Source organism: Pseudomonas sp. AU12215 (assembly GCF_001675465.2).
Classification (GTDB): Bacteria; Pseudomonadota; Gammaproteobacteria; order Pseudomonadales; family Pseudomonadaceae; genus Pseudomonas; species Pseudomonas nitroreducens.
Genome location: NZ_MACM02000141.1, coordinates 322,235 through 341,405 on the forward strand (window position 1 = coordinate 322,235; position 19,171 = coordinate 341,405).

18 protein-coding genes are annotated in these 19,171 nt (G+C 65.5%); 5 read left to right on the forward strand and 13 right to left on the reverse strand.

Annotation, left to right across the window (positions count from 1 at the left end):
- Positions 1–4: 4 nt before the first annotated feature.
- From A9513_RS21550 to A9513_RS21565, 4 genes are all read right to left on the reverse strand, one after another.
- The gene (locus A9513_RS21550; RefSeq protein WP_024765991.1) at positions 5–919 is read right to left on the reverse strand and encodes a branched-chain amino acid ABC transporter permease; all 915 of its coding nucleotides are present in this window, start codon (positions 917–919) and stop codon (positions 5–7) included.
- A gap of 135 nt (positions 920–1,054) precedes the next feature.
- Complete coding sequence (locus tag A9513_RS21555) at positions 1,055–2,191, reverse strand: branched-chain amino acid ABC transporter substrate-binding protein (RefSeq protein WP_065085550.1); 1,137 nt, start codon at positions 2,189–2,191, stop codon at positions 1,055–1,057.
- A 420-nt stretch (positions 2,192–2,611) separates the two neighbouring features.
- Complete coding sequence (locus A9513_RS21560; RefSeq protein WP_024765993.1) at positions 2,612–3,895, reverse strand: FAD-binding oxidoreductase; 1,284 nt, start codon at positions 3,893–3,895, stop codon at positions 2,612–2,614.
- 86 nt (positions 3,896–3,981) lie between these two features.
- On the reverse strand, positions 3,982–5,472 hold the full coding sequence (locus tag A9513_RS21565; RefSeq protein ID WP_024765994.1) for an aldehyde dehydrogenase family protein: 1,491 nt from the start codon (positions 5,470–5,472) through the stop codon (positions 3,982–3,984).
- Positions 5,473–5,592: 120 nt separating this feature from the next.
- Between A9513_RS21565 and A9513_RS21570 the strand changes: the two genes are divergently transcribed.
- Positions 5,593–6,486, forward strand: coding sequence for a LysR family transcriptional regulator (locus tag A9513_RS21570; RefSeq protein ID WP_024765995.1), 894 nt, complete (start codon positions 5,593–5,595; stop codon positions 6,484–6,486).
- A 35-nt stretch (positions 6,487–6,521) separates the two neighbouring features.
- Here A9513_RS21570 and A9513_RS21575 read toward each other — a convergent pair whose 3' ends face one another.
- Complete coding sequence (locus tag A9513_RS21575; protein ID WP_024765996.1) at positions 6,522–7,214, reverse strand: NUDIX domain-containing protein; 693 nt, start codon at positions 7,212–7,214, stop codon at positions 6,522–6,524.
- A gap of 169 nt (positions 7,215–7,383) precedes the next feature.
- Between A9513_RS21575 and A9513_RS21580 the strand changes: the two genes are divergently transcribed.
- From A9513_RS21580 to nadE, 3 genes are read left to right on the forward strand one after another with little or no spacing between them, the layout of a single operon-like run.
- Positions 7,384–8,031: a nicotinamidase gene (locus tag A9513_RS21580; RefSeq protein WP_024765997.1), complete on the forward strand. Its 648-nt coding sequence runs from the start codon at positions 7,384–7,386 to the stop codon at positions 8,029–8,031.
- 2 nt (positions 8,032–8,033) lie between these two features.
- Positions 8,034–9,233: a nicotinate phosphoribosyltransferase gene (gene pncB / locus A9513_RS21585; RefSeq protein WP_065085551.1), complete on the forward strand. Its 1,200-nt coding sequence runs from the start codon at positions 8,034–8,036 to the stop codon at positions 9,231–9,233.
- 31 nt (positions 9,234–9,264) lie between these two features.
- Positions 9,265–10,092, forward strand: a complete 828-nt coding sequence (gene nadE, locus A9513_RS21590; RefSeq protein WP_065085552.1) for an ammonia-dependent NAD(+) synthetase — start codon at positions 9,265–9,267, stop codon at positions 10,090–10,092.
- Positions 10,093–10,137: 45 nt separating this feature from the next.
- On the opposite strand, the gene A9513_RS21595 is transcribed toward nadE, so the two are convergent.
- Both A9513_RS21595 and azu read right to left on the reverse strand, forming a co-directional pair.
- A complete protein-coding gene (locus A9513_RS21595) occupies positions 10,138–10,764 on the reverse strand; it encodes a hemolysin III family protein (RefSeq protein WP_024766000.1) in 627 nt (208 codons plus the stop codon).
- A 124-nt stretch (positions 10,765–10,888) separates the two neighbouring features.
- Positions 10,889–11,335 (reverse strand): azurin, encoded by a 447-nt coding sequence (gene azu, locus A9513_RS21600; protein WP_024766001.1) that lies wholly within the window; start codon positions 11,333–11,335, stop codon positions 10,889–10,891.
- A 393-nt stretch (positions 11,336–11,728) separates the two neighbouring features.
- Between azu and A9513_RS21605 the strand changes: the two genes are divergently transcribed.
- Positions 11,729–12,316, forward strand: coding sequence for a TIGR00730 family Rossman fold protein (locus A9513_RS21605; RefSeq protein WP_024766002.1), 588 nt, complete (start codon positions 11,729–11,731; stop codon positions 12,314–12,316).
- A gap of 7 nt (positions 12,317–12,323) precedes the next feature.
- Here the strand turns inward: A9513_RS21605 and A9513_RS21610 are convergent, their stop codons facing one another.
- The 6 genes from A9513_RS21610 to A9513_RS21635 all read right to left on the reverse strand — a co-directional run bounded on the left by A9513_RS21610 (position 12,324) and on the right by A9513_RS21635 (position 19,107).
- Positions 12,324–12,716, reverse strand: coding sequence for a type IV pilin protein (locus A9513_RS21610; protein ID WP_065085553.1), 393 nt, complete (start codon positions 12,714–12,716; stop codon positions 12,324–12,326).
- 1 nt (position 12,717) lies between these two features.
- Positions 12,718–16,080, reverse strand: coding sequence for a PilC/PilY family type IV pilus protein (locus tag A9513_RS21615; protein WP_141678474.1), 3,363 nt, complete (start codon positions 16,078–16,080; stop codon positions 12,718–12,720).
- A 20-nt stretch (positions 16,081–16,100) separates the two neighbouring features.
- Positions 16,101–16,541: a PilX N-terminal domain-containing pilus assembly protein gene (locus tag A9513_RS21620; protein WP_065085555.1), complete on the reverse strand. Its 441-nt coding sequence runs from the start codon at positions 16,539–16,541 to the stop codon at positions 16,101–16,103.
- A 26-nt stretch (positions 16,542–16,567) separates the two neighbouring features.
- Complete coding sequence (locus A9513_RS21625) at positions 16,568–17,521, reverse strand: PilW family protein (RefSeq protein ID WP_065085556.1); 954 nt, start codon at positions 17,519–17,521, stop codon at positions 16,568–16,570.
- A gap of 1 nt (position 17,522) precedes the next feature.
- Positions 17,523–17,996, reverse strand: a complete 474-nt coding sequence (gene pilV / locus A9513_RS21630; RefSeq protein WP_065085557.1) for a type IV pilus modification protein PilV — start codon at positions 17,994–17,996, stop codon at positions 17,523–17,525.
- A gap of 259 nt (positions 17,997–18,255) precedes the next feature.
- Positions 18,256–19,107, reverse strand: coding sequence for a mechanosensitive ion channel family protein (locus A9513_RS21635; RefSeq protein WP_024766009.1), 852 nt, complete (start codon positions 19,105–19,107; stop codon positions 18,256–18,258).
- Positions 19,108–19,171 lie beyond the last annotated feature (64 nt).

Consider the following 19,171-nt stretch of genomic DNA (forward strand, 5'->3'; position numbering starts at 1 on the left):
ATGCTTACACCTTCGATACCTGGGGACGACCCAGGAGCCCTTGCGGTCGGAAGATCAGGATGGTCACCAGCAGGCCGAAGGCGAACACATCCTTGAAGTCGGTGTTCACCATGCCGGAGAACTGCGCCTCGGCCACGCCCAGGATCAGGCCGCCAAGCATGGCGCCGGGTAGCGAGCCGATGCCGCCGAGCACCGCGGCGGTGAACGCCTTGATGCCGATGATGAAGCCGGCGTAGAAGTCGAAGGTGCCGTAGTTCATGGTGATCAGCACGCCGGCCAGCGCGGCCATGGCGGCGCCGATGATGAACACGTAGGAGATCACCCGGTCGGTGTTGATCCCCAGGATCGAGGCCATCTTGCGGTCCTGCTGGGTGGCGCGGCACATGCGCCCGAGCTTGGTGTACTGGATCACGTAAGTCAGCACGCCCATGCCGACGAAGGCGGCGATGAGGATGAACACCTTGGTGTAGGTCAGCTGCACGAAGCCTTCGCCGATATGGAACTTGAAGGCGCCGTCGAGCAGGGTCGGCACGCCTTGCTGGCGCGGCCCCTGGGCCAGCTGCACGTAGTTCTGCAGGATCAGCGACATGCCGATGGCGGAGATCAGCGGCGCCAGGCGCGTGGAGTTGCGCAGCGGCTTGTAGGCGATGCGCTCGATCACCCAGCCGTACACGCCGGTGACGAAGATGGTGAAGACCAGGGTGCCCAGGATCAGCAGCGGGAACGACTGCAGGCCGAAGAAGGCCAGCAGCGCCAGGGCCACTGCCGAGAGATAGGCGGAGATCATGTAGACCTCGCCGTGGGCGAAGTTGATCATGCCGATGATGCCGTAAACCATCGTGTAGCCGATGGCGATCAGCCCGTAGACCGACCCCAGGGTCAGCCCGTTGATCATTTGCTGAAGGAAGATACCGTCCACGATTGGGTACTCGCGCAAGCAGGGCAGGAAAGGCTGACGGCTCGCGCAATCACCGGCTCGTGACCAGCTGCGCGCGTACCGCCGACCTGCGGGGAAGCCGGCGCCGCGGGTAGCGGCGCCGGCCGGGTCAGGCGGTTACTTCTTGAACGCGTCGAGCTGGTGGTACTTGCCCTTGTCGTCCCACTCGTAGACCACGTAGTCGGAGACTTTCAGGTCGCCTTTCTTGTCCCACTCCTTCTTGCCCATCACGGTCTGCACCGGATTAGCCTTCAGCCAGGCGCTCGCCTTGGCCGGGTCGGTCTTGCCCGCGCCATTGAAGGCGGCGGCCAGGGCCTGTACCGAAGAGTAGGCATAGAGGGTGTAGCCTTCGGGCTCGAAGCCGTTGGCGCGGAATTTCTCCACCACGGCCTTGCCGTCCGGAATCAGGCGCGGGTCGGCGCCGAAGGTCATCAGCACACCCTTGACGTATTGCGGGCCGCCAGCGGTGGTGACCAGTTCGTCGGTGACGATACCGTCGTCGGACATGAACTTGGCAGTCAGGCCCTGCTCGCGCATCTGACGAACCAGCGGGCCGGCTTCCGGGTGCAGGCCGCCGAAATAGACGACCTCTGCGCCCGAGGCGCGGATCTTGGTGACCAGGGCGTTGAAGTCCTTTTCGCCGCGGGTCAGGCCTTCATAAAGCACTTCCTTCACGCCGCGCTTGTTCAGCTGGGCACGGGTAGCGTCCGCCAGGCCCTGGCCGTAGGTGTCCTTGTCGTGGATCACCGCGACTTTCTTGGCCTTGAGCACGTCAACGATGTAGTCGCCGGCGACCACGCCCTGCTGGTCGTCACGGCCGCACATGCGGAACATGCCGGAAAGACCGCGCTCGGTGACCTGCGGGTTGGTGGAGCCAGGGGTGATGGCGATGATGCCGGCCTCGTCGTAGACCTCCGAGGCGGGGATGGTGGAGGAGGAGCAGAAGTGGCCGACCACGGCGACTGCCTTGTCCTGGTCCACCAGGCGGTTGGCCACGGCCACGGCCTGTTTCGGCTCGCAGGCGTCGTCCGCCTTCACCAGCTTGATCTTCTCGCCATTGATACCGCCGGCGGCGTTGATGTCTTCCGCGGCCTGGCTAGCCCCACGCCAGTACTGCTCCCCGAACGAGGCGTTGGCCCCGGTGTGCGGTCCTGCGACCCCGATAACGACATCGGCCTGTACTACGGAAGACATGCCCAGCGCGGTGATGACCGCCAGAGCCAGAAAACCTTTTCTGTAAATCTTCTGCGACATGGAGTTTTGCTCCTGAGGGTTTTTGTAATGGCGCGTTGTATTTCTTGTTGGCGATTTCTCGTGCAGCGATTCAGCGACTTAGCGATCAATCAACAGCAAGCGGCGTGCCATTCGTTTTTGTTATTAACCAAGTCCTACAGCGAAAACAGCTCGAGCTGGCAGATATCAAGCCCTAGACACGTGCAACCCATTGAAAGCATAAGGTGCAACCAGGCAGCCGAAAGGGTGCAACCAGCCTTCCCGTGAGCTGTCCTTTTCCAGCCACCACAGGCGCAACCCCAACCGTAACCATCGCTGTCACCGAACTGCACATCCGCGGTGCAGACCCGTCGGGGTAACGCACCATAAGAGGCTAGACCAAAGTGCAGCGAGCGTTGGCGGGCTACCCCGGAGGCGGCTTGCGCCGCCTTCGCGGCAGGCTCAGATCACCACCCGCAGGCATTGCCCGGCGTGGTAAAGGGAGAAGCCGGCCTCGTACAGACAGCTGCGCAGGCCCACGGCGGAGATTTCCTCCATCGGCCGCAGCGGCATCGGCAAGGCGCTGGCATCCCCGTCCAGCAGGAAGTCGGCGAAGGCCTTGCCCACCACCGTGCCGGTGGTGACGCCGCGGCCGTTGTAGCCGCTCATGGCGACCAGCCCCGGCGCCGGCTCGAACAGGCGCATGAGGTGGTCGGGGGTGAAGTCGATGCAGCCGGTCCAGGTGAACTCCCAGTCCACCTTGCCCAGCCTGGGGAAGTAATGCTGCTGGATGCGATCCGCCCAGCTCTTCAGGAACCACGCCGGTTTGCCGGTGCCCTTGCCGAGGCTGCCGAGCAACAGGCGGCCATCGGCATCGCGGCGGATGCTGCTGAGCACCTGGCGGGTATCCCAGGAGCCCTGCCCGCCCGGCAGGATGCGCGCGGCTTCCGCGCCCTCCAGCGGACGCGAGGCAACCTGGTAGTAGTAACCGGGGAAGAAGGTGCGGCGCAGTTCTGTCCACTCACCTTCGGTGTAGGCGCTGGAGGCGATCACCACCTGCTCGGCGGTGACCACGCCCCCGGCAGTGATCACGTTCCACGCGTTACCGACGCGCACCAGGCCAACCACCGGGGAATGGTGGTACAGCTCACCGCCCAGCCCAACGACCGCACGGGCGAGGCCGCTGACGTAGGCCATGGGGTTGAGCGTACCGGCGCGGCGATCGAGCAGCGCGCCGGCGATCTTGTCGGTGCCGCAGGCCTGTTCGCATTCGCTGCCGGTGAGCAGTTCCACCGGAGCGCCACGGCGCCCCCACTGCTCGCAGCGGCTACGCAGGTCGGCCAGGCCACGGGCGTTGTGCGCCATATGCAGGGTGCCTTCGCGGCGCGCCTGGCAATCGATGCCGTACTTGTCGATCAAAGAGAACACCAGCGAGGGCGCGTTGCCGAGCATGCGGTTGACTCGCTGGCCGACCTCCGCCCCCATGCCCGCTTCGATTTCGTCCGGGGGAATCCACAGGCCGGCGTTGACCAGCCCGACGTTGCGCCCCGAGCCGCCATGCCCGGTGGTGTGGGCTTCCAGCACACAGACCGTCTGGTCGCGCTCCAGCAGATGCAGCGCGGCGGAGAGGCCGGTGAAGCCCGCGCCGATGACACACACGTCGACCTTGCGATCCCCGCGCAGCTCCGGAGCTTCCGGGCGGTCGGGGGTCAGGTATTCCCACAGACATTCTTGGCGAAGCGACATCCAGCGATCCTTATCGGTGAATCTTGTGAATGGCAGGCGAAGCGTGGTGCAGCGCCGGCCCTCTGACGGGGCCGGCGCGTTGGTCATCAATCGAAGACTATGCCCTGGGCCAACGGCAGTTCCCGCGAGTAGTTCACGGTGTTGGTCTGCCGGCGCATATAGCCCTTCCAGGCGTCGGAGCCGGACTCGCGGCCGCCGCCGGTTTCCTTCTCGCCACCGAAGGCGCCGCCGATCTCCGCGCCGCTGGGGCCGATGTTGACGTTGGCGATGCCGCAGTCGCTGCCCACCGCCGAGATGAAGGCTTCCGCCTCGCGCAGGTCGGTGGTGAAGATGCAGGACGACAGCCCCTGGGGCACGCCGTTGTTCAGCGCCACTGCATCGTTGAAGTCCTTGTAGGGCACCACGTAGAGGATCGGCGCAAAGGTCTCACTGCGCACCACATCGCTCTGCTCGGGCATCTCGACGATGGCCGGCGCCACGTAATAGGCGTTGGGGAATTTATCGGCCAGTTGGCGCTCGCCGCCGAACACCACGCCGCCCTCGCCGCGCGCCTGCTCCAGCGCGCCCTGCATGGCCAGGAAGCTGCGCTCGTCGATCAGCGGGCCGACCAGGTTGCCTTCCAGCGGATGGCCGATGCGCACCTTGGAGTAGGCCGTCTTCAGGCGGCTGACGAATTCGTCCTTCACCGACTCGTGGGCGATCAGCCGACGCAGCGTGGTGCAGCGCTGCCCGGCCGTGCCGACGGCGCTGAACAGCACGGCGCGCACGGCCATGTCGAGGTCGGCGCTGGGCGCCAGGATCATCGCGTTGTTGCCGCCCAGTTCGAGAATGCTGCGGCCGAAGCGAGCCGCTACGCGCGGGCCGACTTCGCTACCCATGCGGGTACTGCCGGTGGCGCTGATCAGAGCGACGCGCACGTCGTCCACCAGGGCTTCACCGGCGCTGCGATCGCCGATCACCACCTGGCTCAGATACTCCGGCGCATCACCGAACTTCTTCAGCGCGCGCTCGAACAGCGCCTGGCAGGCCAACGCGGTGAGCGGGGTTTTCTCCGACGGCTTCCACACCACCGAGTTGCCGCACACCAGCGCCAGCGCGGTATTCCACGACCACACGGCGACCGGGAAGTTGAAGGCGCTGATGACCCCGACCACGCCCAGCGGATGCCAGGTTTCGCGCATGTGGTGGCCAGGGCGCTCGGAGGCGATGGTCAGGCCGTAGAGCTGGCGCGACAGGCCGACGGCGAAGTCGCAGATGTCGATCATTTCCTGCACTTCGCCCAGGCCTTCCTGGGTGATCTTGCCGGCCTCCCAGGACACCAGTTCGCCCAAGGCGGCCTTGCTTGCCCGCAACTCCTCGCCGAACAGCCGCACCAGTTCGCCGCGACGAGGCGCCGGCACCTTGCGCCAGGCGTCGAAAGCATGGGCGGCGCGGCCGATCTTCTGCTCCACCTCGGCGGCGCTTTGCAGGCGCACCGCGCCCAGGCGGCTGCCGTCGATGGGAGAGTGGATGACCTGATCGCCACCGGTAACCAGGCGGGCGTCGACGCCGAGGGATTCGAGCAGTGCGGAAATCATGCGGACTCCAGTTCTTTTCAGATGACCTGACGGAATGCCAGCAGTAATAAACGGCTTGCCGAGGTACAACAAACGACGTTTCCTATGCACATCATTCCGTAAATTCATGAACTGCCCGCCATGCTGAGCAAACGCCATCTGCCGTCCATGACCGCCCTGCAATGCTTCGAAGCGGTGGCTCGGCACCTGAGTTTCACCCGTGCTTCCGAAGAGCTGAACCTGACCCAGAGCGCGGTCAGCAAGCAGGTGGCTCAGCTGGAAGAGATGCTCCAGCACCTGCTGTTCCGTCGCGTGCGACGCCGCCTGCAATTAACTCCGGCGGGAGACCTGTACCTGGTGGAAGTGCGCAAGATCCTCACCCAGGTGGAGATGTCCACCCACTACCTGCTCTCCTATGGCGGCGAGACTGAAGTACTGCGCGTGGCCACACCACCGACCTTCGGCGCACGCTGGCTGATCCCGCGGCTGAACGGTTGGCGTCATCGCCACCCGAACATCCACCTCGACCTGCGCCAGGAGCTGGAGCCCGGGGACCTGCTGCAATCGCGCTGCGACATCGCCTTCTTCTTCGGCGCCGGCACCCTGCCCGGCGCGGAGTGCATGGCGCTGTTCGGCGAAGAGATGGTGCCGGTGTGCTCACCAACGATCCTGCCGGCACAGCCGCTGAGCGAGCCGACGCAATTGGCCGACCTTGTCCTGCTGCAGAACGCCACGCGCCAGGAGGCCTGGCACGAGTGGTTCCTCAGCCTCGGCCAGCACAGCGAGCACAGCTACCACGGGCCGCGCTTCGACACGTTCTACATGTGCATCCGCGCCGCCCAGGCCGGTTGCGGCGTGGCGCTGCTGCCGCGCTTCCTGGTGGAAGAGGAACTGAGCGAGGGCAAGCTGGTGATCGCCTGGGAGCACGGGCTGCAAAGTCGCAGCGGGTATTACCTGGCGTACCCCGAACATGCAGCGGCGGTGCCCAAGATCAGGGCGTTCGTGGAGTGGATTGGGGAGCGGATGGAGGGGTGAGGGGGCCGCAAGGCTCAGGACTGTCCGGAGCCGCCCTAAACCAACAAACTCCGATCAAACATGAACGCCCCCTCCCCCTGCGGCGTGAAGCGCAATACATGCTGCGGTCGCCCCATGGGTGGCTGGTGACGTTCACCGGTGTCTTGTACCCAGCCCGCCGCTTTCATCCGCTCCAACCGCCCGCGCAGGCTGGAATGCTGGATTTCCTCGCCAATGGAAAGCTCGAAGGCCTTCAGCGCCTCCGCCACGGTGAAGCGCTCCGGCAACAGGTGCAGCGGCAACGCGCTGTACACCGACTTGCTGGCCAGCCGCTCACAGGCCTGCTGCACCAGATGGGCATGGTCGAAGGGCAAGGCCAGGCGCTCGCCGCGCACGGCGTCGAGCGGCACGAAGTCGAGATCGTCGGCGGCCAGTTCGGTCTCCGGCGCCACCAGCACGAGATAGAACACGCTCAGTGACCAGCCGCGCGGGTCGCGCACTGCGTTGCCGACCGTGGCCACCTGCTCCATGTACGCCGGCTGCACCCGCGCCTTCTCGCGCAACGCGCGCAGAGCCGCATCGTCCAGGCCGTGATCCGCGCAGCGGCCGTTGATCAGCACGCCGGGCAACGCCCACTGCCCCTCGAACGGCCCGTGGGCGCGACGGATCAGCAGCAGTTCCAGCCCGCGCTCCGGGTTCAGGCGCAGCGCCACGATATCCACGGTGGCCAGCACTTCAGCGGTACTCATCGAAGCTCCTTGAAAAGGTTTTCGCCGGGGAAAATCCTGCGACTTATTTCATCACGCATAGAAAGCATCTTCCACTGCCGATCATTTCCGTTATTTTTACTTGACGACTTATTTCACGTCGTGAATTATGTGGTCACGACAGGCCACCAACGGTCAAGCGGAGGCTTCCATGAACCTGATCGCCAGCTTCGATGTAGATGCCCAGAAGGGCTTCACCCCGCTCTGCCCCAACGAACTGCCGGTGCCCGGCGGCGATGCCATCGGCGGCGCCCTGAACCTTCTGGCCCAGCGCGCCAGCCTGCGCCTGGGCAGCAAGGACGCGCACACTGCGCAAGCGCCCTGGGTAGTGAGCGAGCCGGCACAGATGCTGCAGCCGCTCTCCCTGCCCAACGCCGACCTCACCTGGGTCAGCCACTGTGTGCCGGGCACGCCGGGCTTCGAACTGCTGGACGAACTGCCCCAACCGATGGACTACGACTTCTTCATCTGGAAAGGCGTCGAGCCGGATCTGCACCCCTACGGTGCGTGCTACCACGACCTGGCGGAACGGCGCAGTACCGGAGCCATCGAGTACCTGCGGCAGAACGGGGTCAGCCACGTACTGGTGGGCGGCCTGGCGCTGGACTACTGCGTGAAGACCACCGCACTGCAACTGCGCCGCGCCGGCTTCCAGGTGCTGCTGTATCTGCCGGCCTGCCGCGCCATCGCGGAGGAAACCGCCAGGGCCGCCTGCGCCGAGATGCGCGCCGCCGGGGTCATCCTCTGCGCGGACGAGAACGAGCTGGACGAGGCCCTCATGGGCATCAGGGAGAATTGATCATGGCCGAAAGCGTGTTTGCCGAGAGCATCGTGCAGAACCTGCTGGACACCGACTTCTACAAGCTGACGATGATGCAGGCGGTGCTGCACAACTACCCCAACGCCGAAGTGGAGTGGGAATTCCGTTGCCGCAACGCCGAGGACCTGCGCCCGTACCTGGCGGAAATCCGCTACCAGATCGAGCGCCTGGCCGAGCTGGAGGCTACGCCGGACCAGTTGGCCTTTCTCGAACGCATCCCGTTCATCAAGCCGGACTTCATCCGCTTCCTCAGCCTGTTCCGCTTCAACCTGCGCTACGTGCACACCAGCATCGAGGACGACCAACTGGCCATCCGCCTGCGCGGGCCGTGGCTGCATGTGATCCTCTTCGAAGTGCCGCTGCTGGCCATCGTCAGCGAAGTGCGCAACCGCTATCGCTACCGCGAGGTAGTGCTGGAGCAGGTCGGCGAGCAGCTCTACCGCAAGCTCGACTGGCTTGCCGGCAATGCCAGCAAAGAGGAGCTGAAGGAGTTCCAGGTGGCGGACTTCGGTACCCGCCGGCGCTTTTCCTACCGCACCCAGGAAGAAGTCGTACACATCTTGAAGCGCGACTTCCCTGGCCGCTTCGTCGGCACCAGCAACGTCCACCTGGCCCGCGAGTTCGACGTGAAACCGATCGGCACCATGGCCCACGAATGGCTGATGGCACACCAACAGCTCGGCCCACGGCTGATCGACAGCCAGATCGCCGCGCTGGACTGCTGGGTGCGCGAGTACCGCGGTCAATTGGGCATCGCGCTCACCGACTGCATTACCATGGACGCCTTCCTCAACGACTTCGACCTGTACTTCGCCAAGCTCTTCGACGGCCTGCGCCATGACTCCGGCGACCCGCTGGTCTGGGCCGAGAAAGCCATCGCCCATTACCGCCGGCTAGGGATCGACCCGATGACCAAGACCCTGGTGTTCTCCGACGGTCTCGACCTGCCCAAGGCGTTGCAGCTCTTCCGTGCATTGCGTGGCAAGATCAACACCAGCTTCGGTATCGGCACCAACCTGACCTGCGACATCCCCGGGGTGGAACCGATGAACATCGTGCTCAAGATGACGGCCTGCAACGGCCACCCCGTGGCGAAGATTTCCGACACACCCGGCAAGACCCAATGCCGCGACGAGAATTTCGTCGCCTACCTGCGCCACGTGTTCAAGGTGCCGGTGTAACCCTTTTCGCATCCGACCAGGAGCCCATCAGATGAAAGACAGACAGGCCGCCATCGCCAGAGAACTCAACGTGCAGCCGCCCTTCCAGTCCGACGCCGAGCTGCAGGCCGAGATCCAGCGCCGCATTCGTTTCATCCAGGACTGCCTGAAGGGTTCGGGGATGAAGACCCTGGTGCTGGGCATCAGTGGCGGCGTCGACTCGCTCACCGCCGGCATGCTCTGCCAGCGCGCCGTGGAAGGCCTGCGCACCGAGACCGGCAACCAGGACTATCGCTTCCTCGCCGTGCGCCTGCCCTACAACGTCCAGGGTGACGAACAGGACGCCCAGGACTCGGTGGACTGCATCGCCCCGGACGAGCGCCACACCGTGAACATCGGCCCGTCGGTCCAGGCGCTGGCGTCGGAAACCCAGGCGCTGGAAGGCCTGGCGCCGGCCACCCGCGATTTCGCCCTGGGCAACACCAAGGCGCGGATTCGCATGGTCGCCCAGTACACCATCGCCAATGCCCGCGCCGGCCTGGTGGTCGGCACCGACCACGCCGCCGAGGCAGTGATGGGCTTCTTCACCAAGTTCGGCGACGGCGCCTGCGACCTCGCCCCGCTCACCGGCCTGGTGAAGAACCAGGTGCGCAGCATCGCCCGCAGCCTGGGCGCGCCGGAGCATCTGGTGGAGAAGGTGCCGACTGCGGACCTCGAAGACCTCGCCCCCGGCAAGCCGGACGAGCATTCCCACGGTGTGACCTACAAGGAAATCGACGCTTTCCTGCACGGCCAGGAGGTCAGCCAGGAAGCCTTCGACATCATCGTCCGCACCTTCGAGAAGACCCATCACAAGCGCGCCCTGCCGACCGCCCCGTAAGCCGTCGGCAACCAGCGGCGCGGGAGCGGTCCTGCGCCGCCCGGCTCAATGCTGGGGAATGACGTAGCGCCAGATGGCGATGAAGTGCAGCAGGCTGCCGGCGATCACGAACAGGTGCCAGATGCCGTGCCAGTGGCGGAAGCGGCTGTCATAGGCAAAGAAGATGATGCCGATGGTGTAGAAGGCCCCGCCGCCCACCAGCCAGGCGAAACCCGCGCCGCCCAGGGCGCGGTACAGCGGCCCGACCGCGATCAGCACGATCCAGCCCATCACCGCGTAGATGATGATCGACAGCACCCGCGCCTCGGAGCGCGGCTTGATCTCCTGCAGCATGCCGATCACCGCCATCGACCAGACGATGCCGAACAGCGTCCAGCCCCAGGGCCCCTTCAGCGTCACCAGGCAGAAGGGCGTATAGCTCCCCGCGATGAGCAGATAGATCGACAGGTGGTCGAGCTTGCGCAGGATCACCTTCGCCCGCCCGCGCACGCTGTGGTACAGCGTGGAGATGCTGTAGAGCAGAAGCAGCGTCGTTCCATAGATCGCCACGCTGACGATGCGCAGCGGCTCGCCCAGCAGGCTGGTGGCGACCAGCAGCCAGATGCCGCCCACCAGCGCCAGCAAGGCACCGATCAGGTGGGTCCAGGCGTTGAAGCGTTCACCGTGGTACATGGGTCCCCCATTCAAATTCCAGCAACCGACACCCTGACTTCGTTTTTTGAACTAAAAAGCGTGAAATAAAAAGCCCGACCAATAGTCGGGCTTTTCGAATCACAGGCTTTTTAGCAAAGCCGGATCACTTCAGGGTGAGGGTGCCCTTCATCATGGCCGAGTGGCCCGGGAAGGAGCAGAAGAAGGTGTACTGCTCGCCTTCCTTGAGCTTGGAAACGTCGAAGCTCACCGAATCCTTCTCGCCGGAGCCAATGATCTTGGTGTGGGCGATGACGCGAGTGTCGCCGTCTTTCACGTAGTTCTTGTCCAGACCAGCGGCCATACCGTCGGTCACCACGCCCTGCATGTCGCCGGCGGTGGTCAGTACCCAGTTATGGCCCATGACGTTCTTCGGCAGGCTGCCCGGGTGGGACAGGTTCACGGTGAAGGTCTTGCAGCTCTTGTCGACGCTGATGGCGTTGGTGCTGAACTGCATCTGGTCGTTGCCCTGGATGTCCACGGAGCATTCGGCGGCCAGCAGCGGGGCACTGAACAGGCCAAGCAGGGATACAGCGGCGAGTTTACGGAACATGACATGCCTCCTAGGCAGGTTGGGCGGAGAATCCTGAAGGGGAAGACTGCCCGAAGGCGATCCGGGTTCCCCTGATCTGCATCAATGGCCATCGGCCACGAGCCAAGCTTCAAACTGTCTATCAGGTCGATCGGCAGGATCAACGAGGCAGAACAGCGCACCCCGCCTAGCATAGACGCCATCCCCCGGCCCAACAGGAGTTAGCGCCATGCACCGTCTTCCGATGTTACAAAGCCAGTTGCTGCGAAACCTGCTCGCCTGCTACGCACTCGGCACCTGCGGCGGGGGCGGCCGACGAGCTGAAATGGACTAGGAAAATTCGGACTTGGTCGCACTCGAGGCTGCCGCTACCCTGACGGCCTGCAAAACGAGGCAGCCAATCGAGGAAGTTCCATGACCTTGCGTTCCATCTGCGTATTCTGCGGCGCCAGCCCCGGCGCCACCCCGATCTACCAGGAAGCCGCCGAAGCCCTCGGCCGTCACCTCGCCGAGAACGGCATCCAGCTGGTCTATGGCGGGGGGGCCGTGGGCCTGATGGGCATGGTCGCCAATGCCGCGCTGGCCGCCGGCGGCGAAGTCATCGGCATCATCCCGCAGAGCCTGAAGGACGCCGAAGTCGGCCACAGCGGCCTGACGCGCCTGGAAGTGGTCGACGGCATGCACGCGCGCAAGGCCCGCATGGCGGAGCTGAGCGACGCTTTCATCGCCCTGCCCGGTGGCCTGGGCACCCTGGAAGAGCTGTTCGAAGTCTGGACCTGGGGCCAGCTCGGCTACCATGCAAAGCCCCTGGGCCTGCTGGAGGTGAACGGCTTCTTCGACCCGCTGCTGGCGTTCCTCGACCACCTGGTGCAGGAGCGCTTCGTGCGCCAGCCCCATCGCGACATGCTGCAGCGCGCCGCCTCGCCCGCTGAACTGGTCGATGCCCTGGCCGCGTGGAAGCCCCTGGCGGCGCCCAAGTGGGTGGATCGCACGCCGACTTGACGCACCGCTACCAGCAGCGCTCCGAGGCCGCGCCACGGAGCCCGCTGCTGGCCAGCGTGAGTGTTCCGCAATCATCGCCCGCCATGCTGCCCTGAGGTTCGGCCATCAGCGTGAAGCTCGCGGACTCCGGCTCGTCGGCGAAGCCCAGGCGATAGCGCGCCGGCCCGTTTCGTGGTGAATGCTGATACGGCAGGGCCGCACCCACGTAGCTGCCATGGCTGGTGTGATAGCGCTCCAGGTACTGCGCCAATTCCACCAGGGATTTTTGTGCATCCACCCGGTGAGCCCGGCGAATATAGTCCTGGTAGGTCGGTACCGCGATGGCCAGCAGGATGCCGATCAGCGCTACTGTCGTGAGCATTTCCGGCAGCGTGAAACCGCGACGCACGGCAGACTTCATCTCAGCGCAGCTCCTGCCAGGCCTTGCGCCCGCTGTCGCCCGGCCAGTCGAGATCACGCGAGCGGGGGCGACCGCCTTCATCCAGCGTCGTGAGCCGCACACCGCTTTCCCCCTCCCCCGGCCGCACCAGCAGACCGCCGGGCCGCCCGAACACCACATTGCCTGCCGCGGACACCACAGGGAGTGCCGTACCCGGATCGCCGCCACTGGCAATATCCAGCGCGACGGAGCCGTAGCGCAGCGGATCGTCACACGGGTCGTCCCCAGGTGTCATGAGATTGAACAGCACGAAGCGATCCGCACGCAGCTGCGCGCGTTCGATGACACGGGTGCCGTCGGCGGGCAGGTCCAGATACCAGCCACGGCTGCCGTCGCCTGGCGAATCGGCGGACCGCGCCAGCGACTCCACGTCGAGGCCTTGCGCCGATAGCCGGGTACGCCCGACCGTCGCGGTACCGTCGTCGAGAACGCCATACAGGCTTTCGACCTTCTCAGGCTCGGCGGGCAGGTTGTCGCCCACGCGGTAATACCGCCCGGTGCCGAACATCACTCGCACCGCACCACTGCCATCTCGCGCCGCGACCACGGGCGCAGAAATCACCTGTGCCACTCCCTTTGCGTCAACGGCCTTGAACAGGGCCCCTCCGGCCAGGGACGCGGGAATGGCCGAATCCTGGCCGTCATCGCCTGCGAGATCCACTCGCCAGAGGTTGCCGCGACTATCCCCGAGGTACAGACGGTCAGCCGTGACATCGCCCGTGCTGCTGATCGCCGTCACCGGCCCCAGGTCTCCTGCGCCGGGCAGCCTGACGCGCTTGAGCGGACGACCGTCCGCTGCATCGAGCAGCCACAGTTCGCCATCCTTGCCCTGCGGGTCACGGGCGCCGGAGGACAGCGCCACCACGAACCTTCCCGACGCCAACGCCAGCAAGGCCGGGCGGCCCAGGCTGTAGCCGAGCTCCGGGTGGCTGAACTCCCACAGCACGCTGCCTGGCTGCATACGCTGCGGATCGCTGATATCCAGGGCGAAGACGCTGTTGCCTCCCGCTCCTGGAGTGCCTACCAGCAAGGTGCGCCAGCGCCCTTCGATCCAGGCATTCCCAATGCTCGGCGAGCCATCGACGAAGTAGCGGTGCACGTAGCCCGGAGCGGCCAGTTCGCGCAGATGGGCGAAGACCGCCGCCGGCACATAGGCAAACAGCTCACGCCCATCGCGTGCATCGAAACCATGCAGCATGCCGTCATTCGCACCAACCACCACCAGAGGCGCACGCTGCCGGTAGGTCGCGCTGTCGAGGAAGTCTCGGTAGGCGCTGCCCAGGCTCAGCCCGTTGGCGAGCGGCTGGGGCAGCGCGGCGTATGGCTGCGGATCATGCCAGGAGTATGCCGGGCGCGAATGGACGATGTCGCCCAGCCGACTGCCGCGCTGCCGGTATGGTCGGGGGCTTGCCGCCGAGTCGCGCTCCTCCAGCCTGGAACCACGCAGGTAGTCGACCAGGCGCTCACCGTCGTTGCCTTCGGCGGCCAGCGCCTCACGCTGTCGATCGTCCAGCGCAGACCAGGCGAAGGCGAGTCCCTGCCGCGCAATACCGGAACCGTCCGGCGTGCGTACAGTGAAGATATTTCTCCCGCCCAATCGCGCCTCGTCCAGCTCATCCAATCGTTGCGCCGCCGACCAGACAGGCTTCGCGGAACTCCCCTGCCAAAGCAGCAGGTCACCGCTCCACCTCGCTGGGTTCAATGTCGTGCTGAATACCTCGTCGGAACGCCCGCCCGCGATGAACTGGCTGAACGCTCCCGCGCCGCTCTCGGCAGTGCGTGCGAACGCCCGTTGCAGCTCATCACGCCAGCGCGCCGGCTCCGTGGCGTCCAGCAGGTTGTCCGGGCGCACGGCAAGGGAGATCGCTGCATCGTGCCACCAGGCCGCCGGCAGCGGCGCATCCCGCGCATCGCTGTAGCCCTTGGGCACGAAGAAGCCGCCATATTTCGTCGCCAGCCAGAGGGCGCTGCCCTGGCCTGCCGACTCGAGGGGCAGCCAGTAGGTGGAAAGCGTCTGTCGCCCTGGAAGGTCCGGGCGGAGATCGCGGGTGTGCGCATCGTAGGCGAGGCCGGCGAAGTCCAGGGTCGCGTCGTCGGCACCTACCCCCTCCATGGCGGCCACGCGGCGACCGGCCTGGGCCATATCCACGGCCAGGTCCTTCCCCGCGAGGCGAGGCAGGCTCTCGCCAATTCGCGCCTCCCCCGCACCACCCAGCCCGAGAACGCTGTTGCGCTGGCAGGCATGGCTGATCGGGTCGCCCCAGGGCGCGACGGCAGGGAAAACACGGACGGCGCCAGCATCGGCCGGCGCCGCAAGGCTGCCCTGGTTTCTCAGGTAGCGGGTCGCCGCATGCAACGACTCGCCCAGGTCATCCCCGCGGCGCAACTGCGCCTCGTCGAAGCGGTTGAGGTAGTCGATTACGCCGCTGCGGCCGGACGCATCCCGGTCCGGGTTGGCGAGAAATATGCCGCTGCGTGCCGACCATTCCGCTTGCGGATTATCCGCGCCGTCGCCCAGTTGCGGGCCGATGAACTTGTGTCGGGCACGCAGCACGACGTCGCTATCAGCCCGGCCAAGCACGCTGACCTGCAGCCGGCTGGCGTACTGCTGCAATAGACCTTCGGGCTTGGACTGGCCGCCATAGCGGTGGCAGTTGCGCTCGAGCAGCCCAGCCACACAGACCTGTACCCGAACGGGTAGGCGATAGGTTTCCGTGGCCTGCACAACCGTCCCGGCGAGGTAATCCTGCGGCTCACCGGCAAACGCCGGGCTGCGGCTGAACAGGAGGCTGCGATCCTGCCCGGCGATGCGGAACGACAAGGACAGCCCGGAAAACGGCGTGGCTCCGCCCGCGAGCGCCGTGGATAAATGGCGGTCCGGGAAGCTGCCGTCAGCTTCCGTATTGCGCGCCTTCTGCAGCACTGTTGTACCGGCGGTATCGATGTAACGGTCCCCGCCGGTCAGCGCGGAGCGCACGACATCGAGGCGCTGCGCCGTTGCCCAGTTGAGGAAGTTGCCGCTCCAGGCGCCAGAGCAGAGATGTTCCTGCGCCGCCCGCAGGGGCTGGAAGTACTGCTGCGCAGGCTCCTGGCCATAACACTTCGCAGGATCGAAATAGCCGACGTACGTCCGCTCGGGAATGTAGGTATCCCCCGAGTGGGCAGCCGCCGCAACGGACGAGTGAGCCGTCGATGGCAGCAACACGAGATTGCCCGGAGCGCCGCCACCAACCTGTAACGGCACCTGGCTGATCGGCGTGGCGCTTGCCAGCCCGTGCAACCCTGCCACGAGCGCCAGCGACGCGTATTTCCCTCCTCGTGCCACCACCGCCTCCCTGTCGTCCGTCAGCGAATGAAGTAGATGCTGCGCAACCGCGCACTGGAGACCGGCTCGCCCGAGGGCTGGCGGCGCACACCGTAGCCCGTTGCGCTCACCTCCACTGCCACGCCATACGCAGCCCTGCCCATGCCGACTTCCAATCCTTCGTTATTCAGCAGCCGCAGGAACTTCAATTGGTAACGCGATTGGCGCGCGAGATCCGGAGTGCCTGCGTCACCTGTCGAAATGTCCGCGGCAACGTCATAAGCAACGGCGTCGAGATGAACGCGCCTGTAGAGATCGCGTGCCGCCAGTTCGCCCGCACGCAACGCAGATTCGGCTTCCTGAAATGCCATTTGACGATCACGCAGATTCCCCGCCATGCGCTCCTCCAGGCTCGCCAGGCGCATACCGGCCAACCCGATGAGCGTCAGCAGCAACAGCATCACCAGGGTGACCAGCAGCACTGCGCCGCGCTCGGCGCGCCAACGCCTCATTCGGCCCGCACGGCATTGCGCAGCACAGTGGTGCTGCTCATCACCAAACGCAGGCGACGCTCCGTATTGGCGGTCAGCGTTCGTCCGTCGAACACCAGCGCAGTCGACGCCTCGTCGACGTTGCGGGTCAGGCTCTGCAACAACAGGCTGACGCGCACCGTGCGCACCCTGCGCCAGTCGGTAGCGGCCATCTCCCTCGCGGTCTTGTAGATCGCGACGGCGTCGCCGCCCTCGCCGGTAACGCCATAGCGCAGGCTTAGCCCCGCCACGCCGGAGACCAGTTCGTCGGTCTGTTGCTTGTCGCTGCTCTCGCTGTTGTAGGTGACGAAGAGGCCCGGCGAGCCCCCTTCCCCCTTGCCGATCCAGTAGATGGCGTAGCGATAGGGATAGACGCGAGTGGCCGAGGCCAGGAAGTGGCCCAACGCGCGGTTAGCGACCAGGGTGCTCGCACTGCCGGCGTTTCGCATCAGCAGGCAGGACTGCAGATCGGAGAGCAGGTAATACGCCCCGGCCGAGGCACCAGCGGAGGCCAGGGTGACCTGGTTGCCGACGACCGAGCGCGCCGCAAGCGCGGGCTCGCCGACATAACGCAGCAACAACGCATCCGTGTTCGCCAGTTTCCCGGAGGGCAACCAGGCCGGCGCCGCCATGCCGCTGCCGTAACCTTCGATGCCCGCCCTTTCCAGGGCGAATTGCGTGGTGCCAGCCCCGCTGGCATTCACCACGCCGGACGGGCAAGCACTGACGAACCCGGCAGTGCGCAGGTCCTGTGCGAGAATGTCGAAGGCGAAACGCCCGCTTTCCTGAAGCTCGGCCAGGGCAAGGCTGGCGTGGTAGGTCTGCTTGCTGCTCAGCAGCACTTCGATCACACCCGCCATGAGCAGCAGGCTGAGTGCCATGGTGATCAGCAATTCCACCAACGACAGGCCGCGCTGGGCAGAGGCGTCCATGTCAGAGTGAGGTGCGATAGGTAAAGGTTTCCCAGCGTTCGCCATCGCTGGGCCACCGACCTCGCGCACGACTGTCGTCCCAACGGATAGCGATCTCCACGCGGTACAGCTCGCCGCCGCGGAACACCCGCACCGAGCCGCCGCCTGATCCGCCCAGCGCCGTGCAGACCGTATTGCGCCATTGGCTGAGATCGAGTTGCGCACGACTGCTGCCGGAAACCGCCGGGCAATCTCCGGTCGGCTCGGCAAAGGCAAGGTCGTAGGCGCCCGCGCGGGCCGCCGGCAGGTTCGCCCGCAGGAGGTCGCTCATCTCGCTGGCCAGCCAGGAAGCCTGTGAGCGCTGCAACGCACTGTAGCCGGCGGCGACTCCGACGTTCTGCAGGCCCGCCAGCCCCAGCAGGCCGATGGACAGGATCACCACCGAAACGAGCAGTTCAACCAGGGTGAAGCCCCTGGCCGGCAAGCGACTTTGCATGGTTTCGCCTCGCTGCTGAGCGGATTGTGCGGCGTCGTGGGACGGCGCTCCGATCTCTAGAGTGCGAGGTGTTTCAGGGCCGGGTCAGCCAGACTGCGCGCCGAAATCGCCGGGAAATTTCCGCGCGAATAGGCGATCAGGCGCAGGCGCGGGAAGGCTTTCGACGGTGGAAACCACCGGTCCCGGAGACACGACCGCTCATCACGGCGAGCCCAAAGAAAAGGCCACCTTGCGGTGGCCTTTTCCGATCCCGTAGCGATCAGCCGTTGGCCGACTGCTGCACGATCACCGTCTGCGCCGGCATCGGCGCCGGGAAGTCGGTGCCCAGGGCTTCCTTGATGGTGCGGTTGGTGTCGAAGTAGACCTGCCAGTAGACATCGTTATGGCAGTAGGGGCGCACGGCAAGCACGGGGCCGACGAGGTTGAACTCGAGGATTTCCACGTCTACCGGCGGGTCGCTCAGCACGTTGGGAATCGCCGCGACGCGCTGCTTGAGCACCGCCACGGCGGCCGCATAATCGGCGGCGCCGGAGAGCTGGGCCTTGAGCTCCACACGGCGGTAGGGGTTGTGGGTGTAGTTCTGGATGGTGTCGCTGAATATCTTGTTGTTGCCCACCAGGGTCAGGACGTTGTCCGGGGTGTTGATGGCGGTGGCGAACAGGCCGATCTCCTTCACTGTGCCGGTGACACCGCCGGCGGTGACGAAGTCACCGACCTTGAACGGGCGCAGCACGATGATGAAGCCGCCGGCGGCGAGGTTGGCCAGCAGGCCCGACCAGGCCATGCCGATGGCCAGGCCGATGGCTGCGATCAGCGCCGCGAGGCTGGTGGTCTGCACGCCGAAGTAGCCGAGGATGCCGACGACCAGAAGGATGTTCAGGGTAACGGTGATGAAGGAGCCGACGTAGCGCAGCACCGTCGGATCGACGCTCTGCTTGGCCAACGCCTTTTCCACCAGGTTGACGGCGAAGCTGATCAGCCAGCGACCGAGCACCCAGAAGAGAATGGCGACGAGAATCTTCACACCGAACGCGAGCGCGTACTGCGAAACCGTCGCCCACAGTGCGTTGATCTTCTCCGTACCCACGTTGATGATGTTCGTATCGTCCATGGAAGCGCACCTGCGAGAGAAAGGGACCAGATGAACGCTAGCACGGCCCCGGCGGTTTGCTCGT

Bases quoted from the DNA above. Each gene is read 5' to 3' on its own strand.
- A9513_RS21555 (WP_065085550.1), bottom strand. From the start codon at position 2,191: ATGTCGCAGAAGATTTACAGAAAAGGTTTTCTGGCTCTGGCGGTCATC.
- A9513_RS21560 (WP_024765993.1), bottom strand. From the start codon at position 3,895: ATGTCGCTTCGCCAAGAATGTCTGTGGGAATACCTGACCCCCGACCGC.
- A9513_RS21565 (WP_024765994.1), bottom strand. From the start codon at position 5,472: ATGATTTCCGCACTGCTCGAATCCCTCGGCGTCGACGCCCGCCTGGTT.
- A9513_RS21570 (WP_024765995.1), top strand. From the start codon at position 5,593: ATGCTGAGCAAACGCCATCTGCCGTCCATGACCGCCCTGCAATGCTTC.
- A9513_RS21575 (WP_024765996.1), bottom strand. From the start codon at position 7,214: ATGAGTACCGCTGAAGTGCTGGCCACCGTGGATATCGTGGCGCTGCGC.
- A9513_RS21580 (WP_024765997.1), top strand. From the start codon at position 7,384: ATGAACCTGATCGCCAGCTTCGATGTAGATGCCCAGAAGGGCTTCACC.
- pncB (WP_065085551.1), top strand. From the start codon at position 8,034: ATGGCCGAAAGCGTGTTTGCCGAGAGCATCGTGCAGAACCTGCTGGAC.
- nadE (WP_065085552.1), top strand. From the start codon at position 9,265: ATGAAAGACAGACAGGCCGCCATCGCCAGAGAACTCAACGTGCAGCCG.
- A9513_RS21595 (WP_024766000.1), bottom strand. From the start codon at position 10,764: ATGTACCACGGTGAACGCTTCAACGCCTGGACCCACCTGATCGGTGCC.
- azu (WP_024766001.1), bottom strand. From the start codon at position 11,335: ATGTTCCGTAAACTCGCCGCTGTATCCCTGCTTGGCCTGTTCAGTGCC.
- A9513_RS21605 (WP_024766002.1), top strand. From the start codon at position 11,729: ATGACCTTGCGTTCCATCTGCGTATTCTGCGGCGCCAGCCCCGGCGCC.
- A9513_RS21610 (WP_065085553.1), bottom strand. From the start codon at position 12,716: ATGAAGTCTGCCGTGCGTCGCGGTTTCACGCTGCCGGAAATGCTCACG.
- A9513_RS21625 (WP_065085556.1), bottom strand. From the start codon at position 17,521: ATGGACGCCTCTGCCCAGCGCGGCCTGTCGTTGGTGGAATTGCTGATC.
- pilV (WP_065085557.1), bottom strand. From the start codon at position 17,996: ATGCAAAGTCGCTTGCCGGCCAGGGGCTTCACCCTGGTTGAACTGCTC.
- A9513_RS21635 (WP_024766009.1), bottom strand. From the start codon at position 19,107: ATGGACGATACGAACATCATCAACGTGGGTACGGAGAAGATCAACGCA.